Source organism: Planococcus versutus (assembly GCF_001186155.3).
Classification (GTDB): Bacteria; Bacillota; Bacilli; order Bacillales_A; family Planococcaceae; genus Planococcus; species Planococcus versutus.
In genome coordinates, this window is record NZ_CP016540.2 from 2,313,531 (window position 1) to 2,339,228 (window position 25,698).

The 25,698-nt window shown below is 39.1% G+C and carries 21 protein-coding genes; 6 read left to right on the forward strand and 15 right to left on the reverse strand.

The window, feature by feature from the left end:
- Nucleotides 1–15: 15 nt before the first annotated feature.
- The 5 genes from opp4B to I858_RS11865 form a co-directional block, all read right to left on the reverse strand.
- Nucleotides 16–978 carry an oligopeptide ABC transporter permease gene (gene opp4B, locus I858_RS11845; RefSeq protein ID WP_049694168.1) on the reverse strand — a complete coding sequence of 321 codons (963 nt, stop codon included), beginning with the start codon at nucleotides 976–978 and terminating at the stop codon, nucleotides 16–18.
- A gap of 5 nt (nucleotides 979–983) precedes the next feature.
- Entirely contained in the window at nucleotides 984–1,919 is a 936-nt protein-coding gene (locus tag I858_RS11850) for an ABC transporter ATP-binding protein (protein ID WP_049694169.1), read from the reverse strand.
- Nucleotides 1,906–2,922, reverse strand: coding sequence for an ABC transporter ATP-binding protein (locus tag I858_RS11855; protein ID WP_049694170.1), 1,017 nt, complete (start codon nucleotides 2,920–2,922; stop codon nucleotides 1,906–1,908). Before I858_RS11855 ends, I858_RS11850 begins: the two co-directional genes overlap by 14 nt.
- Before the next feature lie 298 nt (nucleotides 2,923–3,220).
- Nucleotides 3,221–4,459, reverse strand: a complete 1,239-nt coding sequence (fabF, locus tag I858_RS11860; RefSeq protein ID WP_049694171.1) for a beta-ketoacyl-ACP synthase II — start codon at nucleotides 4,457–4,459, stop codon at nucleotides 3,221–3,223.
- A gap of 27 nt (nucleotides 4,460–4,486) precedes the next feature.
- Complete coding sequence (locus I858_RS11865; protein WP_049694172.1) at nucleotides 4,487–5,419, reverse strand: beta-ketoacyl-ACP synthase III; 933 nt, start codon at nucleotides 5,417–5,419, stop codon at nucleotides 4,487–4,489.
- 186 nt (nucleotides 5,420–5,605) lie between these two features.
- On the opposite strand from I858_RS11865, the gene I858_RS11870 reads away from it, so the two are divergent.
- Nucleotides 5,606–5,791, forward strand: a complete 186-nt coding sequence (locus I858_RS11870) for a DUF2929 family protein (protein WP_049694173.1) — start codon at nucleotides 5,606–5,608, stop codon at nucleotides 5,789–5,791.
- A gap of 34 nt (nucleotides 5,792–5,825) precedes the next feature.
- Here the strand turns inward: I858_RS11870 and I858_RS11875 are convergent, their stop codons facing one another.
- The 3 genes from I858_RS11875 to I858_RS11885 all read right to left on the reverse strand — a co-directional run bounded on the left by I858_RS11875 (nucleotide 5,826) and on the right by I858_RS11885 (nucleotide 9,327).
- Nucleotides 5,826–7,967 carry an ATP-dependent Clp protease ATP-binding subunit gene (locus I858_RS11875; RefSeq protein WP_083553704.1) on the reverse strand — a complete coding sequence of 714 codons (2,142 nt, stop codon included), beginning with the start codon at nucleotides 7,965–7,967 and terminating at the stop codon, nucleotides 5,826–5,828.
- Nucleotides 7,968–8,183: 216 nt separating this feature from the next.
- Nucleotides 8,184–8,492, reverse strand: a complete 309-nt coding sequence (locus tag I858_RS11880; protein ID WP_038704456.1) for a metal-sulfur cluster assembly factor — start codon at nucleotides 8,490–8,492, stop codon at nucleotides 8,184–8,186.
- 67 nt (nucleotides 8,493–8,559) lie between these two features.
- Nucleotides 8,560–9,327: a prolyl oligopeptidase family serine peptidase gene (locus I858_RS11885; protein WP_049694585.1), complete on the reverse strand. Its 768-nt coding sequence runs from the start codon at nucleotides 9,325–9,327 to the stop codon at nucleotides 8,560–8,562.
- A 156-nt stretch (nucleotides 9,328–9,483) separates the two neighbouring features.
- Here I858_RS11885 and I858_RS11890 point away from each other — a divergent pair, with 156 nt between their 5' ends.
- The 3 genes from I858_RS11890 to I858_RS11900 are packed head-to-tail and all read left to right on the forward strand — an operon-like array spanning nucleotide 9,484 to nucleotide 12,506.
- Complete coding sequence (locus I858_RS11890; RefSeq protein WP_049694586.1) at nucleotides 9,484–10,290, forward strand: Cof-type HAD-IIB family hydrolase; 807 nt, start codon at nucleotides 9,484–9,486, stop codon at nucleotides 10,288–10,290.
- Between the two features lie 15 nt (nucleotides 10,291–10,305).
- Nucleotides 10,306–11,157: a DegV family protein gene (locus I858_RS11895; protein WP_049694587.1), complete on the forward strand. Its 852-nt coding sequence runs from the start codon at nucleotides 10,306–10,308 to the stop codon at nucleotides 11,155–11,157.
- Between the two features lie 14 nt (nucleotides 11,158–11,171).
- A complete protein-coding gene (locus I858_RS11900; protein WP_049694588.1) occupies nucleotides 11,172–12,506 on the forward strand; it encodes a CoA-disulfide reductase in 1,335 nt (444 codons plus the stop codon).
- 61 nt (nucleotides 12,507–12,567) lie between these two features.
- Here the strand turns inward: I858_RS11900 and I858_RS11905 are convergent, their stop codons facing one another.
- From I858_RS11905 to I858_RS11935, 7 genes are all read right to left on the reverse strand, one after another.
- The gene (locus I858_RS11905; RefSeq protein ID WP_049694589.1) at nucleotides 12,568–14,028 is read right to left on the reverse strand and encodes an alpha-amylase family glycosyl hydrolase; all 1,461 of its coding nucleotides are present in this window, start codon (nucleotides 14,026–14,028) and stop codon (nucleotides 12,568–12,570) included.
- A gap of 175 nt (nucleotides 14,029–14,203) precedes the next feature.
- Nucleotides 14,204–14,575 carry a YisL family protein gene (locus tag I858_RS11910; protein WP_049694590.1) on the reverse strand — a complete coding sequence of 124 codons (372 nt, stop codon included), beginning with the start codon at nucleotides 14,573–14,575 and terminating at the stop codon, nucleotides 14,204–14,206.
- A 69-nt stretch (nucleotides 14,576–14,644) separates the two neighbouring features.
- Entirely contained in the window at nucleotides 14,645–15,544 is a 900-nt protein-coding gene (locus I858_RS11915; RefSeq protein WP_049694591.1) for a fumarylacetoacetate hydrolase family protein, read from the reverse strand.
- Nucleotides 15,545–15,587: 43 nt separating this feature from the next.
- Nucleotides 15,588–16,769 (reverse strand): DUF418 domain-containing protein, encoded by a 1,182-nt coding sequence (locus tag I858_RS11920; RefSeq protein WP_239457140.1) that lies wholly within the window; start codon nucleotides 16,767–16,769, stop codon nucleotides 15,588–15,590.
- A 7-nt stretch (nucleotides 16,770–16,776) separates the two neighbouring features.
- Nucleotides 16,777–20,385 carry a helicase-exonuclease AddAB subunit AddA gene (gene addA, locus I858_RS11925; protein WP_049694592.1) on the reverse strand — a complete coding sequence of 1,203 codons (3,609 nt, stop codon included), beginning with the start codon at nucleotides 20,383–20,385 and terminating at the stop codon, nucleotides 16,777–16,779.
- Entirely contained in the window at nucleotides 20,345–23,839 is a 3,495-nt protein-coding gene (gene addB / locus I858_RS11930) for a helicase-exonuclease AddAB subunit AddB (RefSeq protein WP_049694593.1), read from the reverse strand. The genes addA and addB overlap by 41 nt, the downstream gene beginning before the upstream one ends.
- A 70-nt stretch (nucleotides 23,840–23,909) precedes the next feature.
- Complete coding sequence (locus I858_RS11935) at nucleotides 23,910–24,527, reverse strand: TVP38/TMEM64 family protein (protein WP_083553750.1); 618 nt, start codon at nucleotides 24,525–24,527, stop codon at nucleotides 23,910–23,912.
- Nucleotides 24,528–24,684: 157 nt separating this feature from the next.
- Here I858_RS11935 and I858_RS11940 point away from each other — a divergent pair, with 157 nt between their 5' ends.
- Together I858_RS11940 and I858_RS11945 are read left to right on the forward strand one after the other, a co-directional pair.
- The gene (locus I858_RS11940) at nucleotides 24,685–25,380 is read left to right on the forward strand and encodes an AzlC family ABC transporter permease (protein ID WP_049694595.1); all 696 of its coding nucleotides are present in this window, start codon (nucleotides 24,685–24,687) and stop codon (nucleotides 25,378–25,380) included.
- On the forward strand, nucleotides 25,377–25,682 hold the full coding sequence (locus I858_RS11945) for an AzlD domain-containing protein (RefSeq protein ID WP_049694596.1): 306 nt from the start codon (nucleotides 25,377–25,379) through the stop codon (nucleotides 25,680–25,682). Before I858_RS11940 ends, I858_RS11945 begins: the two co-directional genes overlap by 4 nt.
- The last annotated feature ends 16 nt before the right edge of the window (nucleotides 25,683–25,698 follow it).

Below are 25,698 nucleotides of genomic sequence, written 5' to 3' on the forward strand. Positions count from 1 at the left end.
CAAAATTGTCATTTATTATTTAATCCGGATACGTGGATCTACTAAACTTAAGATAATATCTGATAACAATGCACCAATGATAGCAGCAAGTCCAAATAGCAGAACAAGCGCTGTCATTACGCTATAATCACGTAAACTAATAGAAGAAAGGAATAATTCCCCCATTCCAGGATAGCCAAAAATGTTTTCAATGAATATCGTTCCGCCAATCAATCCTGTGATTTCGTATCCAAAAAAAGCAGCGATTGGAAGCAACGAGTTGCGAAGCACATGACGATTATAAACACGTGATTCAGATGAGCCTTTAGCTCGAGCTGTTACAATAAAATCTTTTTGTTTTGTGTCAATGATCTCACTTCTCAAATACTGAACTGTAGAAACAGTAGTGATCAAAGCCATCGATACCGCTGGCAATAATAAATGATTCAATTTACTGATAAAATATTCGAACGTTCCAGGTGTTGTACCAGGTGCTACGCTTCCACTTGTCGGGAACCAGCCAAGTTGAAAGCCGAATATGAACAGCATTACCAAAGCAAAAATAAATAACGGAGCTGCAAAACCAATGTATGTGTATCCTGTAATTGCACGATCTAACCAAGTATCGTTAAAACGTCCACTAATAATGCCTAATGGAATAGCGATCAAGTATGTCAAAATCAATGTTGCTAAAGACAACCAAAGCGTATTAATCATTCGTCCACCGATCAAATCAGATACTGGCATTTTAAAGCGGAACGATTGACCGAAATCTCCTTGTACAACTCCTTTAATCCAATCGATGTACTGGACATACCATGGATTGTTCAATCCAAGACGTTCACGCATTGCTTCAATCGTTGCTGGGTCAATACTTGGATCGATGAGTCCGGTTAAAGCATCTCCAGGCATTGCTTGAGCTAAAATAAATACTAAAAGACTTAAGACAATAATTTGCGGGATAGTGATCAGTGTTCTGCGTACAATTAATTTCCACATACCATTCAACCTCTCTCAGCCAACGCTACTTGATGGGTAGCTGAAATTGATTTTAACGAGAAAGGCAAACCTTCTTCATCAAAAAAGTCTTTTTCCAGCCTATCGTACTCGGATTTCACCAATTTACGATTTTCATAATGCATTTCCCGATTACGCGGATTGCTATCTGGAATTGCTGCAATTAATCGTTTTGTGTAAATATGCTGTGGATTAGTGAAAATCTCGTCAGCTGTTCCATGTTCAACGTAACGACCTTTGTACATAATGCCGATATGGTCGCACATATGGCGAATAATGCCCAAATCATGACTTATAAATAAATATGTTAAGTTTAATTCTTTTTGAATTTCACGCATAAAGTTTAATACTTGAGCTTGAACTGATACATCTAACGCAGATACAGGTTCATCAGCAATAATCAATTTAGGGTTTAACGCAATGGCACGTGCAATGCCAATTCGTTGGCGTTGGCCACCAGAAAATTCATGTGGATATTTATAAATGGCTTCTGGACTAAGACCTACGAGTTCCATAAGTTCTTGAATGCGAATGCGTTCTTCTTTTGCAGATAGGTTTTCATAGTTTCGGAGCGGTTCGGCTACAATATCGGCTACTCGCTTTTTAGGGTTGAGTGATGAAAAAGGATCTTGAAAAATCATTTGGATATCTTTCCGTACATCGATGTATTCTTTTTTACCGATTGTAGCTAAATCTCTACCTTCAAACATTACTTTTCCTGAAGTAATGTCATTCAAGCCGATAATGGCTCGGCCTGTTGTTGTTTTGCCTGAACCCGATTCTCCAACAAGCCCATACGTTTGACCTTGTTCAATCGAGAATGACACGCCATCTACTGCACGAACCTGATCTTGTACAGTTTGAAAGACTCCACCACGAACAGGAAAATGAACTTTAAGATTTTCAACTTCAATTAGCGACATAGGTGTGGTCCTCCTTGACTTGTTCTGGGAAGTAAAAATCTTTGTAGCATGTGCAGCGTACAAAATGACCCGTACTAATTTCATGCAGTTCAGGTGATGCTTCGTGAGTTGAATCTTCCATCCAAGGTATACGAGAAGCAAAACGGCATCCTGTTCTTGGCAAGTTTTGGAGCGATGGTACCACGCCTTGAATTACATGAAGATCTGATTTCACTTCTGACAATGTTGGAATTGAGTTTAATAACGAACGTGTATACGGATGCAGTGGATTTTCCATCAATGTATAAATATCAGCAATTTCCACAATTTGTCCTGCATACATAACTGCGACTCTGTCAGCCATTTCTGCAACTACACCCAAATCATGTGTAATTAAGATAATGCCCGCGTGAATAGTTTCTTTTAATTCTTTGATTAAATCTAAAATTTGCGACTGAATTGTTACATCGAGTGCGGTTGTTGGTTCATCAGCAATCAGCAACTCTGGTTGATTTGAAATCGCCATTGCGATAACGATGCGTTGACGCATCCCACCTGACAATTCATGTGGATACTGGTAATACGTTTTTTCAGGACGAGGAATTCCAACTTGGTTTAATAAGTTAATCACTTGTTTTTTTCGTAAGCTTTTAGACGTTTTTGGATTATGAAGAAAAATCGCCTCATCAATCTGCGCACCTACTACCATAAGCGGATTGAGTGCTGAAAGAGCATCTTGAAAGATCATTCCCATTTCATTACCGCGCAACTTTTTCATTTGGTTTGGAGTTGCTTCTACTAGATTATTGCCCTTGTAATTGATGTGCCCTTCAATTTTGGCACGTGTGTGAAGTCCCATAATAGAAAATGCAAATGCACTTTTCCCAGAACCTGACTCACCAACAATTGCTAGTACTTCATTTTTTCGAACGTCTAATGAAACGTTATCGACTGCTGCGTAATAATCATCTTTAATCCTAAAGGACGTTTCTAAATTTTTGATTTCAAGCAAAACATCTTTCACATAGATCCCCCTCAAAATAAAACTTTCTATCGAGCCTTCTGCAAATCACTTTTCTCGTACACCTAATATTTTAAATTTTCAAATTTATTAGGCTATACTAATTTTCTACTACTAGTTTTCACTTTCACATTTGTTATTAGACAACTTTTTTTCGCTATATTTAGAATAGCACAATAATTTAAAGAGTGGCTAACTTTTTTCAATTTTTATAAAATTATGGGTATTTTCCTTTTGTTTTACTTTTTAAATACATAAAAAGACAACCTGCACTTGTTTTCGCAGATTGCCTATGTTCAGTTTAATTAAATTTTTTAAATACAAGCGACGCATTGTGTCCACCAAATCCAAGTGAATTACTCATTGCATAGGTAAAGTCTGCTTTTCGCGCTTTGTTTGGTACATAATCTAAATCGCATTGTTCGTCTGGCGTTTCATAATTTGTTGTTGGAGGCATAATGCCTTCTTGCAATGCTAAAGCTGTGAAAATAGCTTCAACTCCACCAGCAGCACCTAGCAAATGACCTGTCATCGATTTAGTTGAGCTTATTCCGAGTTGGTAAGCATGCTTACCAAATACAGTTTTAACTGCCATTGTTTCGTAGAGATCATTATACGCAGTACTTGTGCCGTGGGCATTGATATAGCCAATATCTGTTGTTTCAATATTTGCATCAGCCAACGCTTGTGCCATTGCACGCGCCGCCCCTTCTCCACCTTCTGCTGGAGCTGTAATGTGATAGGCATCTCCAGTCGAACCATATCCAACAACTTCTGCATAAATTTTAGCACCTCGTGCTTTTGCAAATTCATACTCTTCAAGAATAACGATGCCCGCACCTTCTCCAATAACAAAGCCATCTCGATTTTTGTCAAATGGACGTGAGGCTGTTGCTGGGTCTGTGTTTGTCGTCAACGCTGTATTTGCTGTAAATCCAGCTACAGACAACTGTGTTATAGGCGCTTCTGCTCCACCAGAAATCATCGCATCTGCATCTCCACGTTGAATGACTTTAAATGCATCTCCAATTGAATTTGTACCTGATGCACAAGCAGTTACTGAACACGAGTTAATAGCTTTTGCACCAAAGTAAATAGATACTTGACCTGATGCCATGTCTGGAATAATCATCGGTATTAAAAATGGACTAATTCGACGCACACCGCGTGTATTTAAAACATTCATTTGGTTTTCAATCGTTTCCATCCCACCAATACCAGACCCAATCCAAACACCCGTCCGCAAAGCTGTTTTTTCATCTAGCTCTAAATTGGCATCTTTCATCGCCATAATTGAAGCAGCAAGCGCATAGTGTGTGAAACGATCCATTTTCCGCGCATCTTTTTTCTCAATATAGTCTTCAATTGAAAAGTCATTTACTTCAGCAGCAACTTTTGCTGCATACAAATCTGCATCCAATCTCGTTAAGAGCCCCACACCAGATTCCCCGTTTTTAACTGCTTCCCATGTCGTTTCAATATTATTGCCTAAAGGTGTGACAGCACCAATTCCTGTAATAACTACACGCCGGTTTTCCATTCTATTTTCTTCCTTTCGCATACCTATTTATTTGCCCCACTTCATTGCAATTGCGCCCCAAGTCAATCCGCCACCAAAGCCGACCATGACGATAATATCGTCGTCTTTAACACGACCTTCTTGTAAGTCTTCAACAAGAGAAATCGGAATGGATGCAGCTGAAGTGTTGCCATATTTTTGAATTGTTTTTGACATTTTTTCAGGTGGAAGACCTAATCGTTCTCTAGATGCTTCCATAATGCGAATATTCGCTTGGTGTGGAATCAAGAAATCTACGTCTTCTTTTTTTAAACCTGCTTTTTCGATTACATTAATCGCAGACTCACCCATTTGACGTACCGCAAATTTAAAAACTTCACGGCCGTTCATAATCAAATGCTTGTCCTGATAAAGATGTTTTCCACCTCTGCCATCTGCTCCTAGCTCAAAAGACAAAATTCCACGACCCTCTGATACTTTACCAATGATCGCTGCTCCTGCACCATCACCAAAAAGAACCGCAGTGTTGCGATCTTCCCAATTGGTAATTTTTGATAACTTTTCAACACCAACTACGAGAACATATTTATATACATCAGAATCGATGAATTGTTTTGCTGTAATCACACCGTACATAAATCCTGCACATGCAGCTGAAATATCCATAGCAGCCGCATTAACTGCGCCAATATCTTGCTGAATTACACAAGACATCGATGGGAAAGGTTGATCTGGCGTTACCGTCGCGACCAAAATCAATCCAATATCTGCTGGATCAATCCCAGCATCTTTAATCGCATTTTGTGCTGCTTCTCTCGCCATATCAGAAGTATTTTGATCGTCTTTTGCAATTCGACGTTGTTCTATTCCTGTCATTGTGCGAATCCACTCATCACTTGTATCCATGCGCTGCTCTAATTGAAAATTTGTCAATCGCTCTTCAGGCAAACTTCTGCCCATTCCGACTATTCCAGCGTTCATCTTTATCCCTCATTTCAATTATCATCATATGTTAGTACCTGGTATTAATAATACGCCATCCTGTAGCCAATTTCAACTAACTGACATATTTCCGACAAAAATTCATCATTCTCTAGAATCTTTCTTTCTGTCTGTTAGAGCTTGTGCTATGATTAAGCTAGATATTCTACGTAGAGGTGAAATTAGATGCAATATATCGGAACATTTGTATGGTCATTTTTATTAATTACGTTGGTTAACTACGTGGTAAGTGCAGTTCAAAACGTCCCTTTCGACTTTATGGTCGGCGCTTACATTTCAATTGGGGTTTCCATTTTAATCTTCGTGATGTCAGCAGTTATTCCTAACGAAGCTGTTGCTGAAAAGCATTAATCAACAAAAAAGAAGCGTAAACCGGTTTTCCGGTTTACGCTTCTTTTTTGTTGATCACAATTTGTTTGTTGTTATCCATCGTTAGTTCTAATTCTGTATTCGCTACAATTTCACCTTTAATCAATTCTCGAGCAATATCCGTTTCGATTCTACGTTGAATAAATCGTTTTAGCGGCCGTGCACCAAATACAGGATCCGTTCCGGCTTCAACAATGTAGTTAATGACAGAATCATTAACCGTCAATTTGATGTGCTGCTGATTCATTCGTTCAGCCAATTCGCCAATCATTTTTCTGGCTATACCGTAGAAATGTTCGTTCGTCAGTGCATGGAAAATAACAATATCATCAATACGGTTTAATAATTCTGGCTTAAAGTGTTTGCGCAACTCACTCATGACAATGTCTTCGATATCGTGTTCGTTGCTTGTATCACTAATATGAACTGAGCCGATATTCGATGTCATAATAACAACTGTATTTGAAAAGTTTACTAGACGTCCTTGACTATCCGTGATGCGTCCGTCATCGAGAATCTGCAAGAGAATATTGGCAACGTCTGGATGTGCTTTTTCAATTTCATCTAGTAACACAACTGAATAAGGGTTACGACGTACCGCTTCTGTTAACTGTCCGCCTTCTTCGTAGCCAACGTATCCCGGTGGCGCCCCGACTAGACGCGACACACTATGCTTTTCCATATATTCAGACATATCGATTCGGATAAAATGATCTTCTGAATCAAACAAATTAGCAGCGAGTGATTTCGCCAGTTCAGTTTTCCCGACACCCGTTGGTCCAAGGAAAATAAAAGAGCCAATTGGCTTTCTCTCATCTTTAATACCCGCACGTGCTCTCCAGACAGCTTCTGTTACAAGTGCTACTGCTTTGTCTTGACCAATGACGCGTTCTTTTAAAGTTTCGCCTAAACGCAACAGCTTTTCGCGTTCACCTTCTACTAATTTCGTGACGGGAATACCTGTCCATCTTGCGACAATTCCTGCTACTTCTTCTTCTGTTACTTCTTCACGCAGCAATCGTTCAGCACCTTCGTTTTCTAAGTCTGCCTCTAATGCTATTAATTTTTTTTCGAGTGCTGGAATTTTACCATGTTGCAAAACAGCTGCTGCGTTTAAGTCATACTTATTTTCCGCATCTTCTAATTGTCTACGAAACTGATCTAATTGCTCACGTTTTTGCTGAATGATTTTCAATGATTCTTTTTCTTTAAGCCATTGATTTTTCATACCTGCTGAAGAATCTCGTAGTTCTTTAATTTCTTCACGTAAAGTTTCCAAGCGAACTTTACTCGCTTCGTCTTTTTCTTTCATCAATGCTTGTTCTTCTATTTCCAACTGTAGCAACCGGCGTGTTACTTCATCCAGTTCTTGCGGCATCGAATCGATTTCTGTACGAATCATTGCACAAGCTTCGTCTATCAAGTCGATCGCTTTGTCTGGTAAAAAGCGCTCTGTAATGTAGCGATCCGACATGGCAGCCGCTGCAACAATTGCACGGTCATGAATACGGACAGCATGGTGTAATTCAAAACGTTCTTTTAAACCGCGCAAAATCGATACTGTATCTTCGACAGATGGCTCGCGTACTAGTACTTGTTGGAAACGGCGTTCTAAAGCAGGATCTTTTTCAATATGCATGCGGTACTCATCTAGTGTTGTCGCACCAATACAGTATAGTTCACCACGAGCAAGCATGGGCTTCAGCATATTCCCTGCATCCATTGCCCCTTCTGTTTTACCTGCACCAACAATTGTGTGAATTTCATCAATGAACAAAATGATTTGTCCTTCACTGTCTTTTACTTGTTTTAACACCGCTTTTAATCGCTCTTCGAATTCTCCACGGTATTTAGCACCGGCAATTAATGCACTCATGTCAAGTTCATAAATTGTTCGATTTTTCAATCCTTCTGGAACATCATTGCGAACAATACGTTGTGCTAATCCTTCAACAATCGCTGTTTTACCAACACCAGGTTCCCCGATTAACACGGGATTGTTTTTTGTTTTACGCGATAAGATTCGAATCACGTTTCGAATTTCTTGATCTCTACCAATGACTGGATCCATTTTTCCTGATTGTGCTTGTTCCACCATATTGCGTCCAAATTGCTCTAATGGGGATTTTTGTTCTTCATTATTTGGGGATTGAACCATAACAACCACTCCTTTTAAAAAGTTTGACTATCTTTGACTAATTAAAGTATAGCTAATTTTTTGTAAGTTAGCAATTATTTTGGTTTTTCAGCCGATTCTTTTATACTCTATATTTAACTGGTTGATTTGCTGTGTATGACCTTTTATAAATATATTTCACTCACAAACAGAAACAACCTCACTAGAATAAATCTAGTGAGGTTGTTCAAGTATTGCTTATCTGACGCCTAGTGCCATTTTTGCATAGCGTGACATATGTTCTTTGCCCCATACTGGCTGCCAGACAATTTTTACATCGACTTCTTCTACTTCCGGTAACTCATACAAAGCGGTTTTAACCATTTGTACGATTTGCGGTCCCATTGGACAACCCATTGATGTTAATGTCATCGTGACTACTGCAAATCCATCTTCTGACAACAACACATCATAAATTAGTCCTAAATTGACGATATCAATTCCCAACTCGGGATCGATTACTGTTTCTAATGCACCCATCATGCTATCTTTCATATCTTGATCCATTTAAAATCCCTCCTTTTACTAGTAATCTCATCTTAACAAACTTTGTACGAAAATGGAATTGACATGATTACTCAGATAAATGCTTGGCAAACCATTGTGTGGCGTTAAGCATGCCTGTTCGACTTACTGCATGTCCTGCTTCTCGTTCACGATGGAAAACAATTTTTTCCGGTACCGATTCGTATTGTTTTTTAAGATCTTTGTACAAACGATATGTTGGTTCGAAAGGAACTGTCGTATCTTGCTCACCGTGCCAGAAATAAATAGGACGTTTATTGAATTTATCTTGGTGTTGAACACTATCAAATAGCGCTAAAGTTGTTAGCATGTGCTCTTTTTCTTTTTTACTCACCGGTAACTCAAAACCTCTAGATTCGTATTGCGTCATTTGTGCTTGAGCCAATTCTACATAATTACCTGCTCCCATCATTACAGCTGCAGCTTGGATCCATGGATAGACAATCATGGCTCCCATTGTAGTGATGCCTCCCATAGAAGTACCACCCACTCCTAATTCGCCGACGACTAAATCTCGCTTGTGAAGTTCGGCGTGCAAAAATGCCAACTCTTCTATAGAAGTCAGGACGATTTCCCAAAACCGTAAACTGATTTCAACTGTATCTAATGCCTCACTTCGTTCTCCGTGAAAAAGAGCATCCGGTAAAATCACACGAAGTCCTCTTTGAGCTAATTGATATGCATAATGCAAATTATGTTCTTTAGCACTCATATGACCATGAAAAAAGACCACTGTTGGTAATGCAGAATGCTCATGTTGGTCTGGTGTTATGTGAAGCAACGGGATATGTTCCCACATTTGTTTTTCTACTTTCAATTAAATTCACTTCCTTCACTTTCAATCCTACCAATTTTCAGGTTTTCCAGCAAATACCCATCTTCTCTCCAGAAAAGCCTTTTCTTCTCTAAAATTTTTGACGAATCCCCTGTACTATCGCTACACTGAGTATAGATAGAAAGGAGACGGCTACTTATGAAGCAACATTTAATTGTTCTTGATTTAGATGGAACATTATTGACAGACCAAAAAATCATTTCACCAAAAACTAAACTGACTTTAAATAAAGCAATAGAAGCAGGACACGAAGTGATGATTGCAACGGGTCGACCTTATCGCTCAAGTGAAACTTTTTACAAAGAGTTAGGATTATCAACGCCAATCGTCAACTTCAATGGTGCATTTGTTCATCATCCGAGAAATAGTAACTGGGGAATGTACCACACTCCTATTGGATTGAACACGGTTCATGAAGTAGTAGAGTCTATGTATGATTATAATTTCCATAATATCGTAGCTGAAGTTTTAGACGATGTGTATGTTCATCAACATGACGAAAAACTTATGGACATCTTTCGATTTGGAGATCCCACGATCACCACTGGCGATTTGCGTAGTTACTTAAAAACTGACCCAACCTCCATACTGATCCACGCTCCGTATGAACGCGTACAGGAAATTCACAATCATTTGTCTTCTGTCCATGCTGAAGTAATTGATCATCGCCGCTGGGGAGCGCCGTGGCATGTTATCGAAATTGTAAAAAGTGGGATGAGCAAAGCAGTCGGTCTTGATCGCGTTGCTAAATCGCTTGGTATTGGTAGAGAAAATATCATCGCTTTTGGTGATGAAGATAACGATCTCGAAATGATTGATTTTGCTGGCATTGGTGTCGCCATGGGCAACGCGATTTCACCCCTGAAAAATATCGCAAATGACATCACTTTAACCAATAACGAAGATGGGATTGCTGAATTACTGATTGACCGCTTGAAACTATAAAAAGGGGGATAAATTATGAGGTTATTTGCCGATAGTGCGTCTGATTTGCCTAAAGAGTTTTTTTTAGACGAAGACGTTAGTTTATTTTCACTTCGAGTTCATATTGGAGATCGAGATTACGAAGACATCCGCGACATTCAATCCATTAAAGTATTTGACGCGATTCGAGCAGGCAATCACCCTAAAACATCGCAAGTATCTCCTGAAGAAATGCTGAAAGCTTTTGAACAATTGGCATTATCAGGAGAAGAAGGGTTTTACATCGCTTTCTCTTCTGAATTGTCAGGAACTTATAGTACAGCCGTTATGGTTGCTGATCAAGTACGCGAAGAACATCCAGACTTAAAGCTAACGATACTCGATTCCAAAGCCGCTTCTCTCGGTTACGGGTTGTTGGTCAAAGAAGCTGCTGATCTTCGTTCTGCTGGTCAGTCATTACATGAAATTATTAAAAAAGTTTCATTTATGGCAGATCATTTAGAAAGCTTGTTTACCGTAGAAGATTTGGATTACATGGCCAAAGGTGGTCGCATATCTAAAGGGAGTGCTTTTGTCGGTAGCTTGCTAAACATCAAACCGCTACTTCACGTAGAAGACGGTAAATTAGTCCCCATTGAAAAGTTACGTGGTCGAAAAAAAGTGGTTAAACGTATGATTGAGTTAATGAAAGAGCGTGGCACCCAACTAGATCAGCAAAAAATCGCGATCAGTCATGGAGATGACGAAGAATTTGCAGCGGTATTAAAACGAGCCATCGAAGAAAACTTCCATCCTCAAAGCATTGACATCCATATGATTGGTTCTGTTATCGCTGCCCATACTGGACCGGGCACTTTAGCTTTGTTTTTCTATAATAAAATTGACTAGGAGCTGAATAGACCGTGAAAAAAGTAGTTATTATTGGAGCTGTTGGCGGAGGAGCGACAGTTGCTGGTCAACTTCGATTTTATGATTCTGATATGCATATTGTTGTCTTTGATCGCGATTCAACAATGTCTTATGCAGCATGTGGAACGCCTTACGTTATTGGTAATGTCATTCAAGATGAGCAATCAATCATCATGACAACTCCTGAAAAATTTAAGAAAAAACGCGACGTTACTGTTAAATTACATCATGAAGTTTTAATGATCAATAGAGATGCTAAGACTGTGCTAGTAAAAAACATGATTACCGGCGAACAGTTCGAAGAACCATACGATACATTAATTTTAGCTCCAGGTGGCTCTGCCATCATCCCTAAGATTGAGGGCTTAGATTCATCAAAAGTGTTTACTTTACGCAATTTTGAAGATATGCAACGCATTGATCATTACATTAAATCCGAAAAACCGAAAAGTTGTATCGTATCGGGTGGTGGATTTATCGGACTTGAAATGGCTGAAAACTTAAAAAACCTTGGCTTGGAGGTTTCGTTAGTGCATAAATCCCCAACCATCATGTCTATTCTAGATACAGATATGTCTTTACTGATTGAAAAAGAATTGGCTATTCACGATGTTAAATTGCTCACAGGAACGATGATTGAAAAAACCGATGGCACAAATATCAAACTATCGAATGATATAGAGCTACAAGCAGACTTTATCATCATGAGTGTTGGATTGAAACCCAATACAACACTTGCAGAAAAAGCAGGCTTAGCTATTGGTGAAACCGGCGGAATTAAAGCCAATGAATTTATGCAAACAAATGACCCATCAATTTATGCGATTGGTGATGCTTCAGAAAACTTTGATTTGGTGACTGGAGATCCAAAAAGAGTTCCACTTGCCTCTCCTGCACATCGACAAGCATTTATTGTAGCTCGTCACATAACTGGTGACAAAATTGCGAAAACAGGCTTACTTGGAACATCTGTATTAAAGGTTTTTTCATTAACGGCTGCTATGACAGGCTTGAATGAGCGAACAATTAAAGAGAAAAACATATCCTATGCAACTGTTGTTCATAACGGCAACTCAAATGCAGGCTATTACCCTGAGCATTCTAACATTACCTTGAAAGTACATTATGATCCCAAGACAAGAAAACTTCTTGGAGCACAATGTGTTGGTGGCAAAGGCGTTGATAAACGAATCGACGTTATTGTTACAGCCATCTATGGTGGGTTAACAATTGATGACTTGCAAGCGCTTGAGCTTTGCTATGCACCTCCTTATTCTTCGCCAAAAGATCCAATTAACATGATTGGCTATAAAGCAATCGCCAAATAGCACCCATCAAAAAACAGGCAGAAAGAGCAAATTGCTCTTTCTGCCTGTTTTAGTTTAATGATTAGCGCATTTTATTCGCTTGTTTTTGCTTTGCTACATCTGCTTTACGTTGCTTTCCTTTGCGCCATACTATCCACAAGAATAGCATAAACACCACGTACATAATGGCAAGTGTTGAAATGTAAGCAGCATTAAGTTTTGTTTCTTTTGTTACGTGGAAAATTTCTGCAATCTCACGATCTTGCGTGATTCGGTATTCTCCATTATCTTCGCGAATAATGTCACTTTCAAACAAGCCACGCAATTGCTGTCCTGTTCCAATCACATCACTCGATAAGTTAAACGATTTTGTCGAGGAAGAGTTATTAATGGCAATAATCCATGTTTCTTCATCGTTTGAACGCTCATAAACGAGCCAGTCGTCTTCGTCATGTAAGATGTTCAACTCACCTGTCCGCAACGCTTCTGAAGAATTACGTAATGACGTTAAATCAGTAATGTGATCAATAAGCTCTTTTTCTACTGCTAAATCCAAAATCTGATGAGATTCAGCAGGAGTTGTCCCGTTCATAGCCGACTCTGAACCGTATTGAATAACCGGAATTCCCGGCATGGTCAGTAGTTGTGTCAACAACAGCGTCCAACGTGTGGGTGGAAAACCATTTACTTCTACAATATCTGCTGTAAACCGTGACCCAATTAACGAATCTACTTGAATCAATTTACCTTTACTTTGTTCCATTAATGTTGATACATCAGTCAATCCTTGATCAAAATTTTTATATCCGGCACGAAGAGTTTCTTCTACACCTGGTAAAACAACTGCATCAAATCCAGCTGTTTCATCCATTTCTCGATCGCTTAAAATATAGCTATCTCGCACATTTTTAATCGCTTTAGAAAAGTTTTTAACAAAAGTTGAGTCTAGCTTATCTGAGTTTTGAAGACGAAAGCCGTCTACTTTGTAGTTGTCACTGAATTCTGTGAATGTTGAAGTCAACTCTTTTTGGACTGCTGGATTTGCCGTGTCTAACGCCAAACTGCCATCTTTGTTTTCTACAAACCATTCAGAGTGTTCAGAGGTCCATATGTGATTGGCACTTAGCTGTTGCGTTGGAATATCCACAATTACTTTCATGTCTTGGTCATGGATTTCCTCTACAAGTGCTTTAAATTCTTCTTCGGTACCAAAATGTCGCTCAAATTCGCCGTAATCGATCACTTGTTTTCCATCATATGTTGCTGTAGAAAATACGGGTCCTATAGAAAGAGCCGTAAAGCCCATATCTTTCACAAATAATATTTCACTAGCAAGTCCAGCAAAATCACCGCCATTAAAAGCTGTGGGATCTATCGCATTTACTTCGTAATCATTATCAATTTTTTTATTAAAATAACGATCAATCAACAAATCATAAATGAATTCGTCTTTGAGTTCTCGTTTTTCTGCAGCATATGTCGGATTGACAAATGCCAGCAACAGTAAAGTTGTGATAATACTTAAAATCCATTTTGCCTTCAATCTAACATCCTCCTTCAATGAGGTCATCATTGTCTTCTACCCGATTCATTTTATCAAACTCCAGCTATCCCTGCCATGTAAAGTTGTGGTTTTGAATGGGACTTGTTAGAGTTTCGTCTAATCTGTGAAAATTTGCATAGAAAAAGGTAGGTGCACGGAGCACCTACCTGAATTCTTAAAAGAAATCCAAACCGACTGGTAACATAAAGCCGATAAACATTGTTGCCAATAAGAACAAGACAAACAATGCCCAAAACATAGTAACAGGCTTTTGTTTTTTCGAACGGATTAACACCATTTCCATCATCCCAATTGTTAAGAGACCTAACAGAAACTTGATGCCGTATGTCATTGGATCAGACGACGACCACTCGATAAATAACGCAAGACCAGTAATAATAATTAAGACATAAAACAATCTCAAAACCATGTGTACAATCTTACGACCTTTGCTATCACGTTGCATAAATGCTGCAACTAAGAACAAAATGACAGCAACAACCCATGTCGTAATGTGTAAATGTGTAGTGTCTGTTAAAATACCCAAAATTTCACCTCTTCTAAATAATGTCCATCTAAGCTTATCATAAATGTGACATCGATAAAGAACTTAAAATTATGACAAATGTGTGACGAGTGTGCCAATTGATTCGATAGAGACTTTTACTGTATCTCCTGCTTTTAAGAACTTCGGTGGAGTAAAGCCTTTCCCGACTCCAGCAGGTGTTCCTGTAAGAATAATATCGCCTGGTTCTAATGCTACATATGTTGAAACTTCCGCGATCAGTTCATCTACACGGCGGACCATATGTTCGGTATTTCCATTTTGACGAATTTCATCATTCACTTTTGTCACAATCGATAAGTTTTGCGCTTGTGGAATTTCATCTTTGGTTACGATATAAGGTCCAAGAGGACACGAACCAGCTAAGCTTTTTCCAAGAAAATATTGCTGGTGCTTTTCTTGTACATCACGTGCAGTCAAATCATTAGCGATGGTGTAGCCAAACACATAATCATAAGCTAATTGCTTTGGTATTTTATGTCCTGCTTTGCCAATGACAACAGCTAATTCTCCTTCGTAATCATAAGAATCCGTTACGTCACTATGAGCAGAAACCGTTTCATTGTCTGCTGAAATGCAAGTTGACGACTTTGTGAAAACGACTAGGTCTACAGGAGCTTCACCACCCATTTCTTGAGCATGATCTGCATAGTTTTTGCCAATTCCAATAATGTTTTTAGGCGTTCTCGAGATAGGCGCTAACCATTCAATTTTTGAAAATGAGTGTTTGAATTCTTCAGATCGGTCAGATTGGACAGCGGCTTCCGTCAATTTACGAATTTGTTCAACAAATTCCATTCCTTGTGGAATTCCCTCAATCAATTGTTCAGGAAATGCAGGTAAGACCTCTAATTGCTTTTGAATCGCAACTAAATCCCAAACAGCTTCTTCCTTTTTAACTTTAGGTCCAAATCTTTCTTTACCTTCATAGCGAAATGATAACAGCTTCATTCGTCAAACACTCCTTTTCTGTGGTTGCATTCATTATACACATTCAGCGTTTTGAATTGTTAGTTTTTTCGAAATTATTTCCATAAGTCCATTTTCTCCAAAGCACTTCAAGTGGTCCTCGTGAAAACTTCTCAAACCACAACTCTGCGAAAATCAATTGGAATATGAAGATTCCAATGGCAATTAATGTCCCGGTTAACAGGTCTACTTGTCCGTACAACCCTAAACCATAAGAATAAAAAATCAAAGTGGCCAAAACTGATTGCGTGATGTAAGTCGTTAAAGACATCCTGCCTACCTTTGCGATCGGTGAAAGCATCTTTTGTAATGTACTCTTTTGCGCTAGTAAAGCAATAATTGCAGCATAACCAATAGCTACAAGAGGTCCTCCGAATATATCTTGTACATACACAAAAGCATAGTTTGTATCAAACAAAAATGGCGTACTCTTTAAAGCTAGTCCAATCAGTAAAGGAACAGTCGCTAAACATAACCACAGTTTCCGCTTTTCTGCTGTTCGTTCAATCAAGCGCCATTTTGCAGCCGCAGCTCCAATCATTAAGAACGGCAAAATCGTGAATGCTTGTAAAATAAGCCCAAAAATATTATTGCTCGCATACCAATCAGACAATCGCTGGCTAAAGATTTCAGCAAAGCTTCCTGATTGGTACGATTGAATCGAGCTTTCGATTTCCATATACCCTACGTAAATATTTGGATCTGCTGCGACCGCAATAAACATAATCACCAGCATCAAAAGATGAGGAATCGCATAGATAGCCAGGCCAAATCCAATAAGCCAACTAGAAGGCAAACGAATCATCCCAATTAATAACAAGCCCATGAGAGCATATGTAATCAAAATATCGCCATACCAAATTAAAAAAGCATGCACCATACCAAATAACAGCAAAACAACAAGACGTTTTATAGCGAGTGGCGCAAAAGCCTGACTTTTCAATTCTGCACGCATAAACTGCATTGCTAAGCCATAGCCAAATAACAGTGCAAATAGTGGATAAAAACTAGCTTGAACAAATATATCGATTACTGAGTAGAGGCTTTCATTAACATTTCCGGTAAACCATTTGTATGGATCGATATATGAAAAAGGTGAGTGAAAAGCAAGCATATTAACGATTAAAATACCAAAGAGTGCAAAGCCTCTCATTAAATCAATTGCTTTTACTCGTTCGTTTATAGAAATCGGCTGTAAGTTCAACATAATCCCCCTAAATATTCACTTCTTGGCTGACTGCAAACAAATACAACAACCGCTCTTTAACCGAAATTTGCAGTATAGATTCAACAGCTTCTTGATAAACGGTCAATTGAACATTATATCGTTCCGTCATTTCACTTTTCACATTACTCATGTTTGCCACACGATCCGTCTTATAATCTACTAGCACCCAGCCGTCTTGCTCTTCAAACAAACAATCGACGATTCCTTGAATAATTTGATAGTCACCGTCTGCATCTTTTTTCGCATAAGTAAAAGGCACTTCGCGTTTAATGTTTTTCGCTTGGCTTAAACGACTAGCAGTTTCACTCGCATAAAAACGCTCAATTTCTTCAACTTTTACAACTTTTCCTTCATCGGGAGAAAGAATTTCCATTCCGACCAAAGTCTCAACAAATTCTTTTATCTCTTTGCTATTCATTGTACGGTTTAAAGGGATATGTTGCATAACTGCATGAACAGCCGTGCCAACATCCGCTGCTGACAGGCGCTCATCCATCATGAAGGCTGGTCGATGAAGCAATGTCTTTTTCTGCTGTTTTACAGGTGGAATAAACGATTCTGGTTCGTCAAGTCGCTGCAACATTTGCAACCGTTTCATTTCAGTAACCGATTCTTTAGAACGTTTGTCTACTGCGCCTTGATGAGGATAGTGGTAGTTAAAACGCTCGTCTACAAGTTGCTGATAATCTTTGCTTGCTCTATCTTCCGCTAGTGAGTCTTCTCTAATGGCTACTGGTGGAAGCAATGATTGAGATTCAATCATCTCGATATGAAAACGTGAAGAGTGCTTGATTACATTACCATTCACATTTAATTGATCTACAGCATCAGGATGTCTGGCTAGAGCAGGACCTATCCAATCTAAGTAACCTTTAGCACGTGAGCGCATGAAATCTGGTAAGCGAAGATCTGTTGTGCTAACTTTCCATTTTTCAACCAGTTTATCGATATCTTTTACGGAGGCAGTTAAGTATAAACGTTCTTTTGCGCGCGTCATAGCTACATATAAAACACGCATTTCTTCTGCTTTCATTTGAAGTTGCTTTATTTCTCTAACCGCTAAAAATGGCAGCGACGTATATTCAATCCGCGTATCTGGATTAACAGCTTTGACCGCTAAGCCATAATTCTGGTCAAACAAATACGGTTTTTTAAAATCCATTTCGTTAAAAGAACGACCAGTTCCTGCAAAAAAGACCACAGGAAACTCTAGACCTTTTGATTTGTGAACAGTCATGAGCCGAACGACGTTTTCTTTTTCGCTGAGTGATTTAGCAGTTCCGAGATCATCTCCGCGTTCACGCATTCGGTCGATAAATCGTAAAAATCGGAACAAGCCACGGAAAGAAGTTTTCTCATACTCTAATGCGCGGTCATGCAACGCACGCAAATTGGCTTTTCGTTGCTTGCCGTTAGTCATAGCTCCCGCCATTTCGTAGTAATTGGTATCTAAATAGACTTTCCAAATCAGCTCTGCCAACGACCCACGACGTGCTAAATTTCGCCAATCTTCTAATTGAGTGACAAAACGGTTTAGTTTTTCAGCAGTAACTGAATCTATCCCTGTACCTGCGCGCATAAACATTTTTAACGCTTCGTAATATGAAGCTTGTGGTGCGGCTAATCGAATTTGGGCTAGCTCATTTTCTTTCAAGCCAATAAATGGTGCACGCAATACCGAAGCGAGCGGAATATCTTGATACGGATTATCGATGACTCGCAAAGTGTTGAGCATAATCATCACTTCAAGTGCTTCAAAATAGCCACCTGTCAATTCTGCATATAACGGAATCCCTGCCATTTTAAATTCGTCTACAAAGTCACCTGACCATGTCATTGAACGCATCAACACAACGATGTCTCTGTACTCAAGCGCGCGTTGTTGCTGTGTCCATGGATCATTTACCAATGTATTGTTACTCATCAGTTTGTTAATTTCTTTAGCGATAAAACGAGCTTCCCACTGTGATTTAGCAAGATCTTCTTCTTGTGACTGTTCTTCGGTTTCAAGTTCATGAATCAAAGTCAATTCAATCGGCACTGCCCGGTCAGGATAAGGCGCTTTTGCTTTTAAAGCAGCCGCTTCATCATAGTCAATTTCACCAACTCGTTCGCCCATAATTTGTGAGAATATATAATTGGTGCCGTCTAGTATTTCTTTCCGACTTCTAAAATTCGCATTTAAATCAATACGCAAACCCGTTGCTTGTGCCTCGTGACTAAAACGTGCATATTTCCCCAAAAACAACATTGGTTCGGCTAAACGGAAACGGTAGATTGACTGTTTCACGTCTCCTACCATGAATAAGTTGCCGTCGTGTTCATCGCCAGACTTCACTAAGTTTAAGATAGTTTCTTGAAGCAAGTTCGTATCTTGGTACTCGTCAACTAGTACTTCTTTAAAACGATTTTGGTATTCTTTCGCAATCGCTGATGGTTTGCCATCTGTCATTAATATTTCCAATGCATAATGCTCTAAATCAGAAAAATCAACTAATGCACGATCAATTTTCAATGCTTTGTATTGATTCGCAAAAAGTTGAGTTAGTTCGACTAACGTTTTCATTAACGGGGCCATTTCACGCATTTCTTCGAGTAAACGCTGCGGGGCACGTGTAAAATAAGCATCAAACAAGCCGCTGACTATTTTCTTCACTTCATTGCGTCGTGCTTTTGCTTCTTCTGCGATGACTGGATCGCAACTATCTTTACGAATACTGGCTGCTTTGTCCCATTTAAACGATTTTGAAAAAGCATAGACACTGTCCCAAGAATTCTCAAGTGCAGCGATAGCGGCTCCTATAACTTCTATATCTGTTCTGAATGTAGCTTCTAGTACAACTGGACCTTCTGGTTGCAATGTCAATTCGAGTCCTTCTCCAGCTAGTTGCAAAGCCTCATCTAAAGCATGGCGTATGGTTAGCTTTAAATCTTTAATGAATGATAGCTCATCCACAGTTGCGTCAACTGATACATCGTACAACATAGGCACTTGCTGAAGCCATTGCTGTGGATCTGGATGTACGCGCGAATAATCATATAGTTTACTCAACAACACTTCCATCGCTTGATCACTGCGATCTGAAGTAAAGCTATCTGCTAACCGATAAACAGCGTCTGCGTCTTCTCCTTCATATGCAGATTCAAGTACCGCTTCAAGAACATCGTCTCGTAAAAGAGCCGCTTCTGTATCTCCAGCAATGCGAAAGCCTGGATCAATTTCCAGCAAGTATGCGTATTGTTTGACGACTTGCAAACAAAAAGAATGCAAGGTGGAAATTTGAGCTTTGTTGATCAACCGTAATTGTTTTCTTAAATGTGACGATTCAGGAGTTTCTGCAACTGCTTTTTCCAAAGCATTCGACATGCGATGCCGCATTTCAGCTGCTGACGCATTGGTAAACGTCACGACCAACAGTTCGTCTACTGATATAGGATTTTCTTCAGCTAATACTTTTTCAATCATGCGATTGATCAACACTGCTGTTTTTCCTGAACCTGCTGCGGCTGATACTAGCATATCATGGCCTTTAGCCCAAATGGCTAGCCATTGTTCATCGGTCCACGTGGCATTCATCGGTTTCTTCGGTATCATCTGCAGAAATCTCCTCTCTAATCAACGTTACTGCTTTACCGGGCGATAAAGGCGTGAGTTTCCGGTAGTTTTGTTCGGGATCTGCTGGATCAAATTGACAAACAGATCGATATGAACAAAATTGACAAGGTGTATCTTCTTTCAATTTATATGGGGTAATGCTTGTGTCTCCTGCTAAAATACCGTTTCCGGCGTTTTGATGTTTGTTGCGCACAAAGCGACGAACTGCTTGCATATCTTCTTTGGAAACTGTTTTCGACTGTGAAGCAGATACCGCCCCGTCTTTATTAAGTCTTACTGGAATAACGTTTGAGTACCCATCAATTTGGTCATCCATTGCTTCAATCACTTCAGGATCTTCGACAACTAAACCGTTCATTTTAAATGACTTCGCCATTTCTTCTTCCAGTTCTTCAGCAGTTAACAATTTAGTCAACTTCAGCATAGGGTTATGCATATGGAAATATAACACTCCTGCAGGCTCTGCCTCTTCTCCGAGCCAGCGATCTGCATGCGTTAATGCCACATCTAAATAAGTAAAGGTTTGCAAAGAGAGACCATGAAAAACGTTGCCGAGATCGAGTCCTTGCTTAGATGATTTGTAGTCAACCACACGCAAATAGGGTTTGCCGTGAATTTCAGTCGAATCAATTCGATCAATTCGACCACGAACATTCATTTTACGTCCTCGATCCAATGAGATTTCAAGTGCTGGAATCGTTTCTTTTGGTCCAAACCCTACTTCTAAAGCAATTGGAACAAAACCAGAAACTTTAGCATGCTTACTCAACATAAATGCTGTTTGACGAATAATGCCTTCAAGCTTGTGTTGAATGTAACGATACCGGTGAGAACTAATCAAAATATGATTAACAAAATAAGGTGAAAGTTGTTCAATTGCTTCTTTTGCTAAATTTCTGCACTGTTTTTGTGTTAATGACGACCAAGACACCCCTAGTCTCATTACTTCATCTGAAATCCATTTGATCGCAGCATGGAAAAGATCACCCATTGCAGGAGCGGCTAATTTATACTGACTTCGCTCTTCTAAGCGTAATCCATATGCTACGTAATGTGCATACGGACAGCCGTAATACGTCTCAACGCGTGAAACACTCGATGAAATTGGGACGCCATAAAGCGGTTCAGTGAGATTTTCACGTAATGGATCTGCTTTGTTGGACTTGATTGGCGCAAAAATACGTCTTATAACAGAAGACCATAACGGATCTGCTTTGTAATAATTCAAAACAGCTTGCCATTCGGCTGACAAGTCACCACTCCGAATTTGTGAGGTCAAATAAGCAAGACTTGCTCGTGGATGTGAAATATAAGCTAATGGTGAAGCATTTAGTAGCTCTTCAGGATCAATAACTACTGGAATGGTATCGATTGCTAACATATCCTTTAGCTTTTGAATATAAAGAGACGGCAATAACGCTTTTCCTTCTTCATCTGCAATTGGAAAAGACACTGTTAACAAGTCAGAAGCCGAAGTAAATGCGCGGTAAACCATATAGGTTTCATCCATTAATCGCATCTTTGAAGTAGGAGCTAACTCGAATCCGATTTGTGCAAACCACTCGCGGTCTGTATCTGTCAAAATACCTTCTTGTTCGATACGCTTTGGTAACACTCCTTCGTTTGCACCTACAACAAATACAGATTTAATATCCATTAAACGTGCCAAATCAATGTTTGAAACTGTCACTTGATCTAATGAAGGTGGAATTCGAGAAAATTCCAAGGTGTCAAATCCTTCATCCAAGATTTTTACAGCCGTCATTAAATCTATTTCTTTATCGCCAAACATTAAAACAAATTGATCCAACACACCTACCCATTGATTCCATGCTTGCTCATGTTCTGATGCAGCGAGTAAGCGATGCTCGTTTTCTTCACGTTCTCGTAAATCTTGAATTTTTGCATAAACATCTATTTTTTCAATAAAAAGAAACAGCGATTCTGCAATGTCTCTACCTGTTTTACTAAGCTTCAACTGTTCTTTCAACTGAGCTAACGGATTTCTGATTAAATCACGTACAGCGTGCAGTTCAACTTGTGCTGCAAGTTCTTCATCTGTTTGAATAGCAGTATGAAATTCTAAGCCACGGTACTTTTTATAAAACCATCGCTTGTCATCAAACCATCGCTCACCGTATATTCCGTTAGCAATAACAAAGTTCTCTAGTAAATCACTTCGTTCACGCCATTTTTGAACAGGTCCTTGTGGAAAAAACAAGTCCGTCTTAACAGCTCGGAAAACCGATTCATATGAATAGTTAGAAACTACCGATTCAAGAACCGAACGACTAAATTCGATCAACGGATGATGAAGCATTGATTTTTTTTGACTAATAAAATATGGGATTTCGTATTGAGGAAAAACAGTGTTGATCAATTCATCGTAAATTTCAGGCTGTCTGTAAAGAATGGCTATTTCGTTGTATCGATAGCCCTTTCTGATTTGATCTCTTATCGCGCGGGCCACTGCATGCATTTCAGCTCTTCTGTTTGATGCCTCGATTAAAGAGACATGGCCATCTCCTTGAATGGTTTGCATAGGATATTCGTCAAAATATCGCTCAATATGCTCGAGCTCGGGATTATTAAAACGACGAACGTAATCCAAATGTACTGAATTTCCGATGTCAATTTCTTCTTTAGCAGCATATTCACTTAACCTACGAGCTGTATTTGCGGACTGATAAAACAAGGCTTGTTCATTATCTGCATCTGTATTTTCATCCATCGGTAAAGCAATGGTTACCGACTTGGCATATTTCATGAGTTCGAAAAGAATTTCGTATTCCCGCGCTGTGAACGTCATAAACCCATCAATATAAATAGTCGAAGATTTTATCAACTCTGATTGTGAAATTTTTTCACTTAATAAGGCCAAATGACCTTCAGAATCTACAAATACTTTTCCTAATCGACTCTCAATTTCCGTCAGAATCAATTCCAGGTCTTCTGCTTTATCAAGCAAAGTTCGAGGGGCTCCTGCTTCAAGTAATGAAGAACGAATAGAATTTAATTCGATGCAATTTACACAATAACGTGCAAATTCTTTTACTAATTGTTCAATTTGATCAGTAAAACCTCTTTTTCCGGCAGCTCGGCGAAATAATTGAAAGTCTTCACGATGGTCTTCTAACAAACTCCGAATCAACATGCGGTAACCGAATGTATCCACTTCTTTTCTACTAATACCTCCTACTTCTTGAAGCACACGCCAAGCTAGTCGCTTAAACGTAACTGCTTGTGCACGAATCATACCGTTCATACCATAAGCAGCAGCGAGTCGATACTCCGTAGTAAAAGACATCTGATCTGGTACAACTAAGAAAATGGGATCTCCATCTGCTTGTTGTTTTAACTCTTCCACTATTTCTTCTTGAACAAAACGAGTTTTTCCCGATCCTGCTCTGCCATAAACAATCCGCAATGACATAAAACCACCCCTTAAATAAGAACATTTGTTCTATTGTACGTTTTTTTACTTCGAAATGCTACTTATAAATTTACTCTTGTGGCTTTTGTTTTTTCCGTTCTTCACTTGCTAAACGGAAATCTGCTTCTACTTTCCTATTCAAGCGGTTTTCAAGGATTTTTCCAACAACATACAATAAAATAATCACTAATATAACTATTGCTGTTCGAATTGGCTGTGTGAAAAGTGCACGCAGGTCATAGCCAACATAAGAAATCGTGAAGACCATAACAAACTTACCTGCCATCACCGTTAACAAATAATATTGTTTGCGAATATTTGATAATCCCGCTACTAAGTTAACAAGTGCAGAAGGCGTAAAAGGTAAACACAGTAAAAGAAACAAAGGGCCAAAACCGTTTCGCTCTACCCAGTGAATTAATTTTTGAACTTTGTCATGACGAGTCATAAAATTCATAAATCGCGCTCTGCCATATTTTCGGACGATTAAAAACACTGCATAAGCACCGATAACAGATCCACCCCAAGAAAGTAAAAAGCCAAACCAAAGTCCGTAAGCTGTAGCATTAGCAAAGACAAAAACAAATAACGGTAGAAAAGGCAAAAATGCTTCGATGAATGGTAATAAGAACCCGATTAACGGACCAAAAGCCCTGTAGGATTGGGTCAACTCAACAATATTTTCCATTGAAAAAAAATCCGACATTTACTCAGTCCTTTAAAGAGTTTAATTTTTCAAAATCTTAACCCAAACTAAAAAGTTTTTGTGATATGCTATTATAATTACTTTACACTCTTTTAAAGAGTTTGGAAAAGGAAATACTTATACATAAGGGGCGAAACGAATGAATGGACGTGAGTTTTCTGATGGAGTAAAGGCTGGGACTAGCATCGCTGTTGGTTATTTTCCTATAGCTTTGACTTTTGGTTTACTTGCAAAAACTACTGGGCTTTCACTACTAGAAGCTACAGCGATGAGCATATTTGTATTCGCAGGGGCCTCACAGTATATTGCACTGTCACTTATTACAGGTGGTGTGGCTCCTGTAATCATTGTTTTAAATACGTTTGTCGTCAATATTCGTCATTTTCTTATGACGGCGTCACTTAATGAAAAGATGGAACCCGACGATAAGTGGAAAAAAGCTTTATATGCTTTTGGAATCACGGATGAAACTTTTTCAGTATTAGCTACGCAAAAAAACCATAAAATAACTACGCCATTTGCTATAGGTGTAATCCTAGTTGCTTACGCGAGTTGGGTTGTGTTTACTTCAGTTGGTCATTTGATTGGTGCTAACCTTCCTCAATTTCTTCAAGCCGCTATGTCGATTGCGCTTTATGCGATGTTCATTGGTTTATTGGTTCCTTCAATGCGTGGCAATCGCAAAGTTATGAGTTTGGCACTTATTGCCGGAGCGATTAATTCTCTTTTTTATTTTACAGAATGGTTGTCTACAGGCTGGGCCATTATGGTATCCACTTTGGCATCAGCCATTTTTATTGAATGGATCTCACGGAAAGGTGTGAAAGCATCATGAGTTCTTGGTATTGGTGGATGATACTTGGCATGGCTGTTGTAACGTATATTCCTCGGGCTATTCCGCTGACGTTTTTAGAAGGGCGCGAGTTGCCTGAGCCTGTTCAAAATGTTTTGCGCAATATTCCTTATGCAGTGTTGGGCGCACTTATTTTTCCGGCTGTTTTTTTTATTCAAGAAAACATTTGGTTTGGTGTTATTGGCGCATTCGCTGCGTTTGGCATTGCAATTACAGGAGCCAATGTGATGATAGTGGTTCTTGGTTCAATTGCTCTACTTGCGATAGTTAGTGGATTATTGTAAAAATATGTACGAAAAA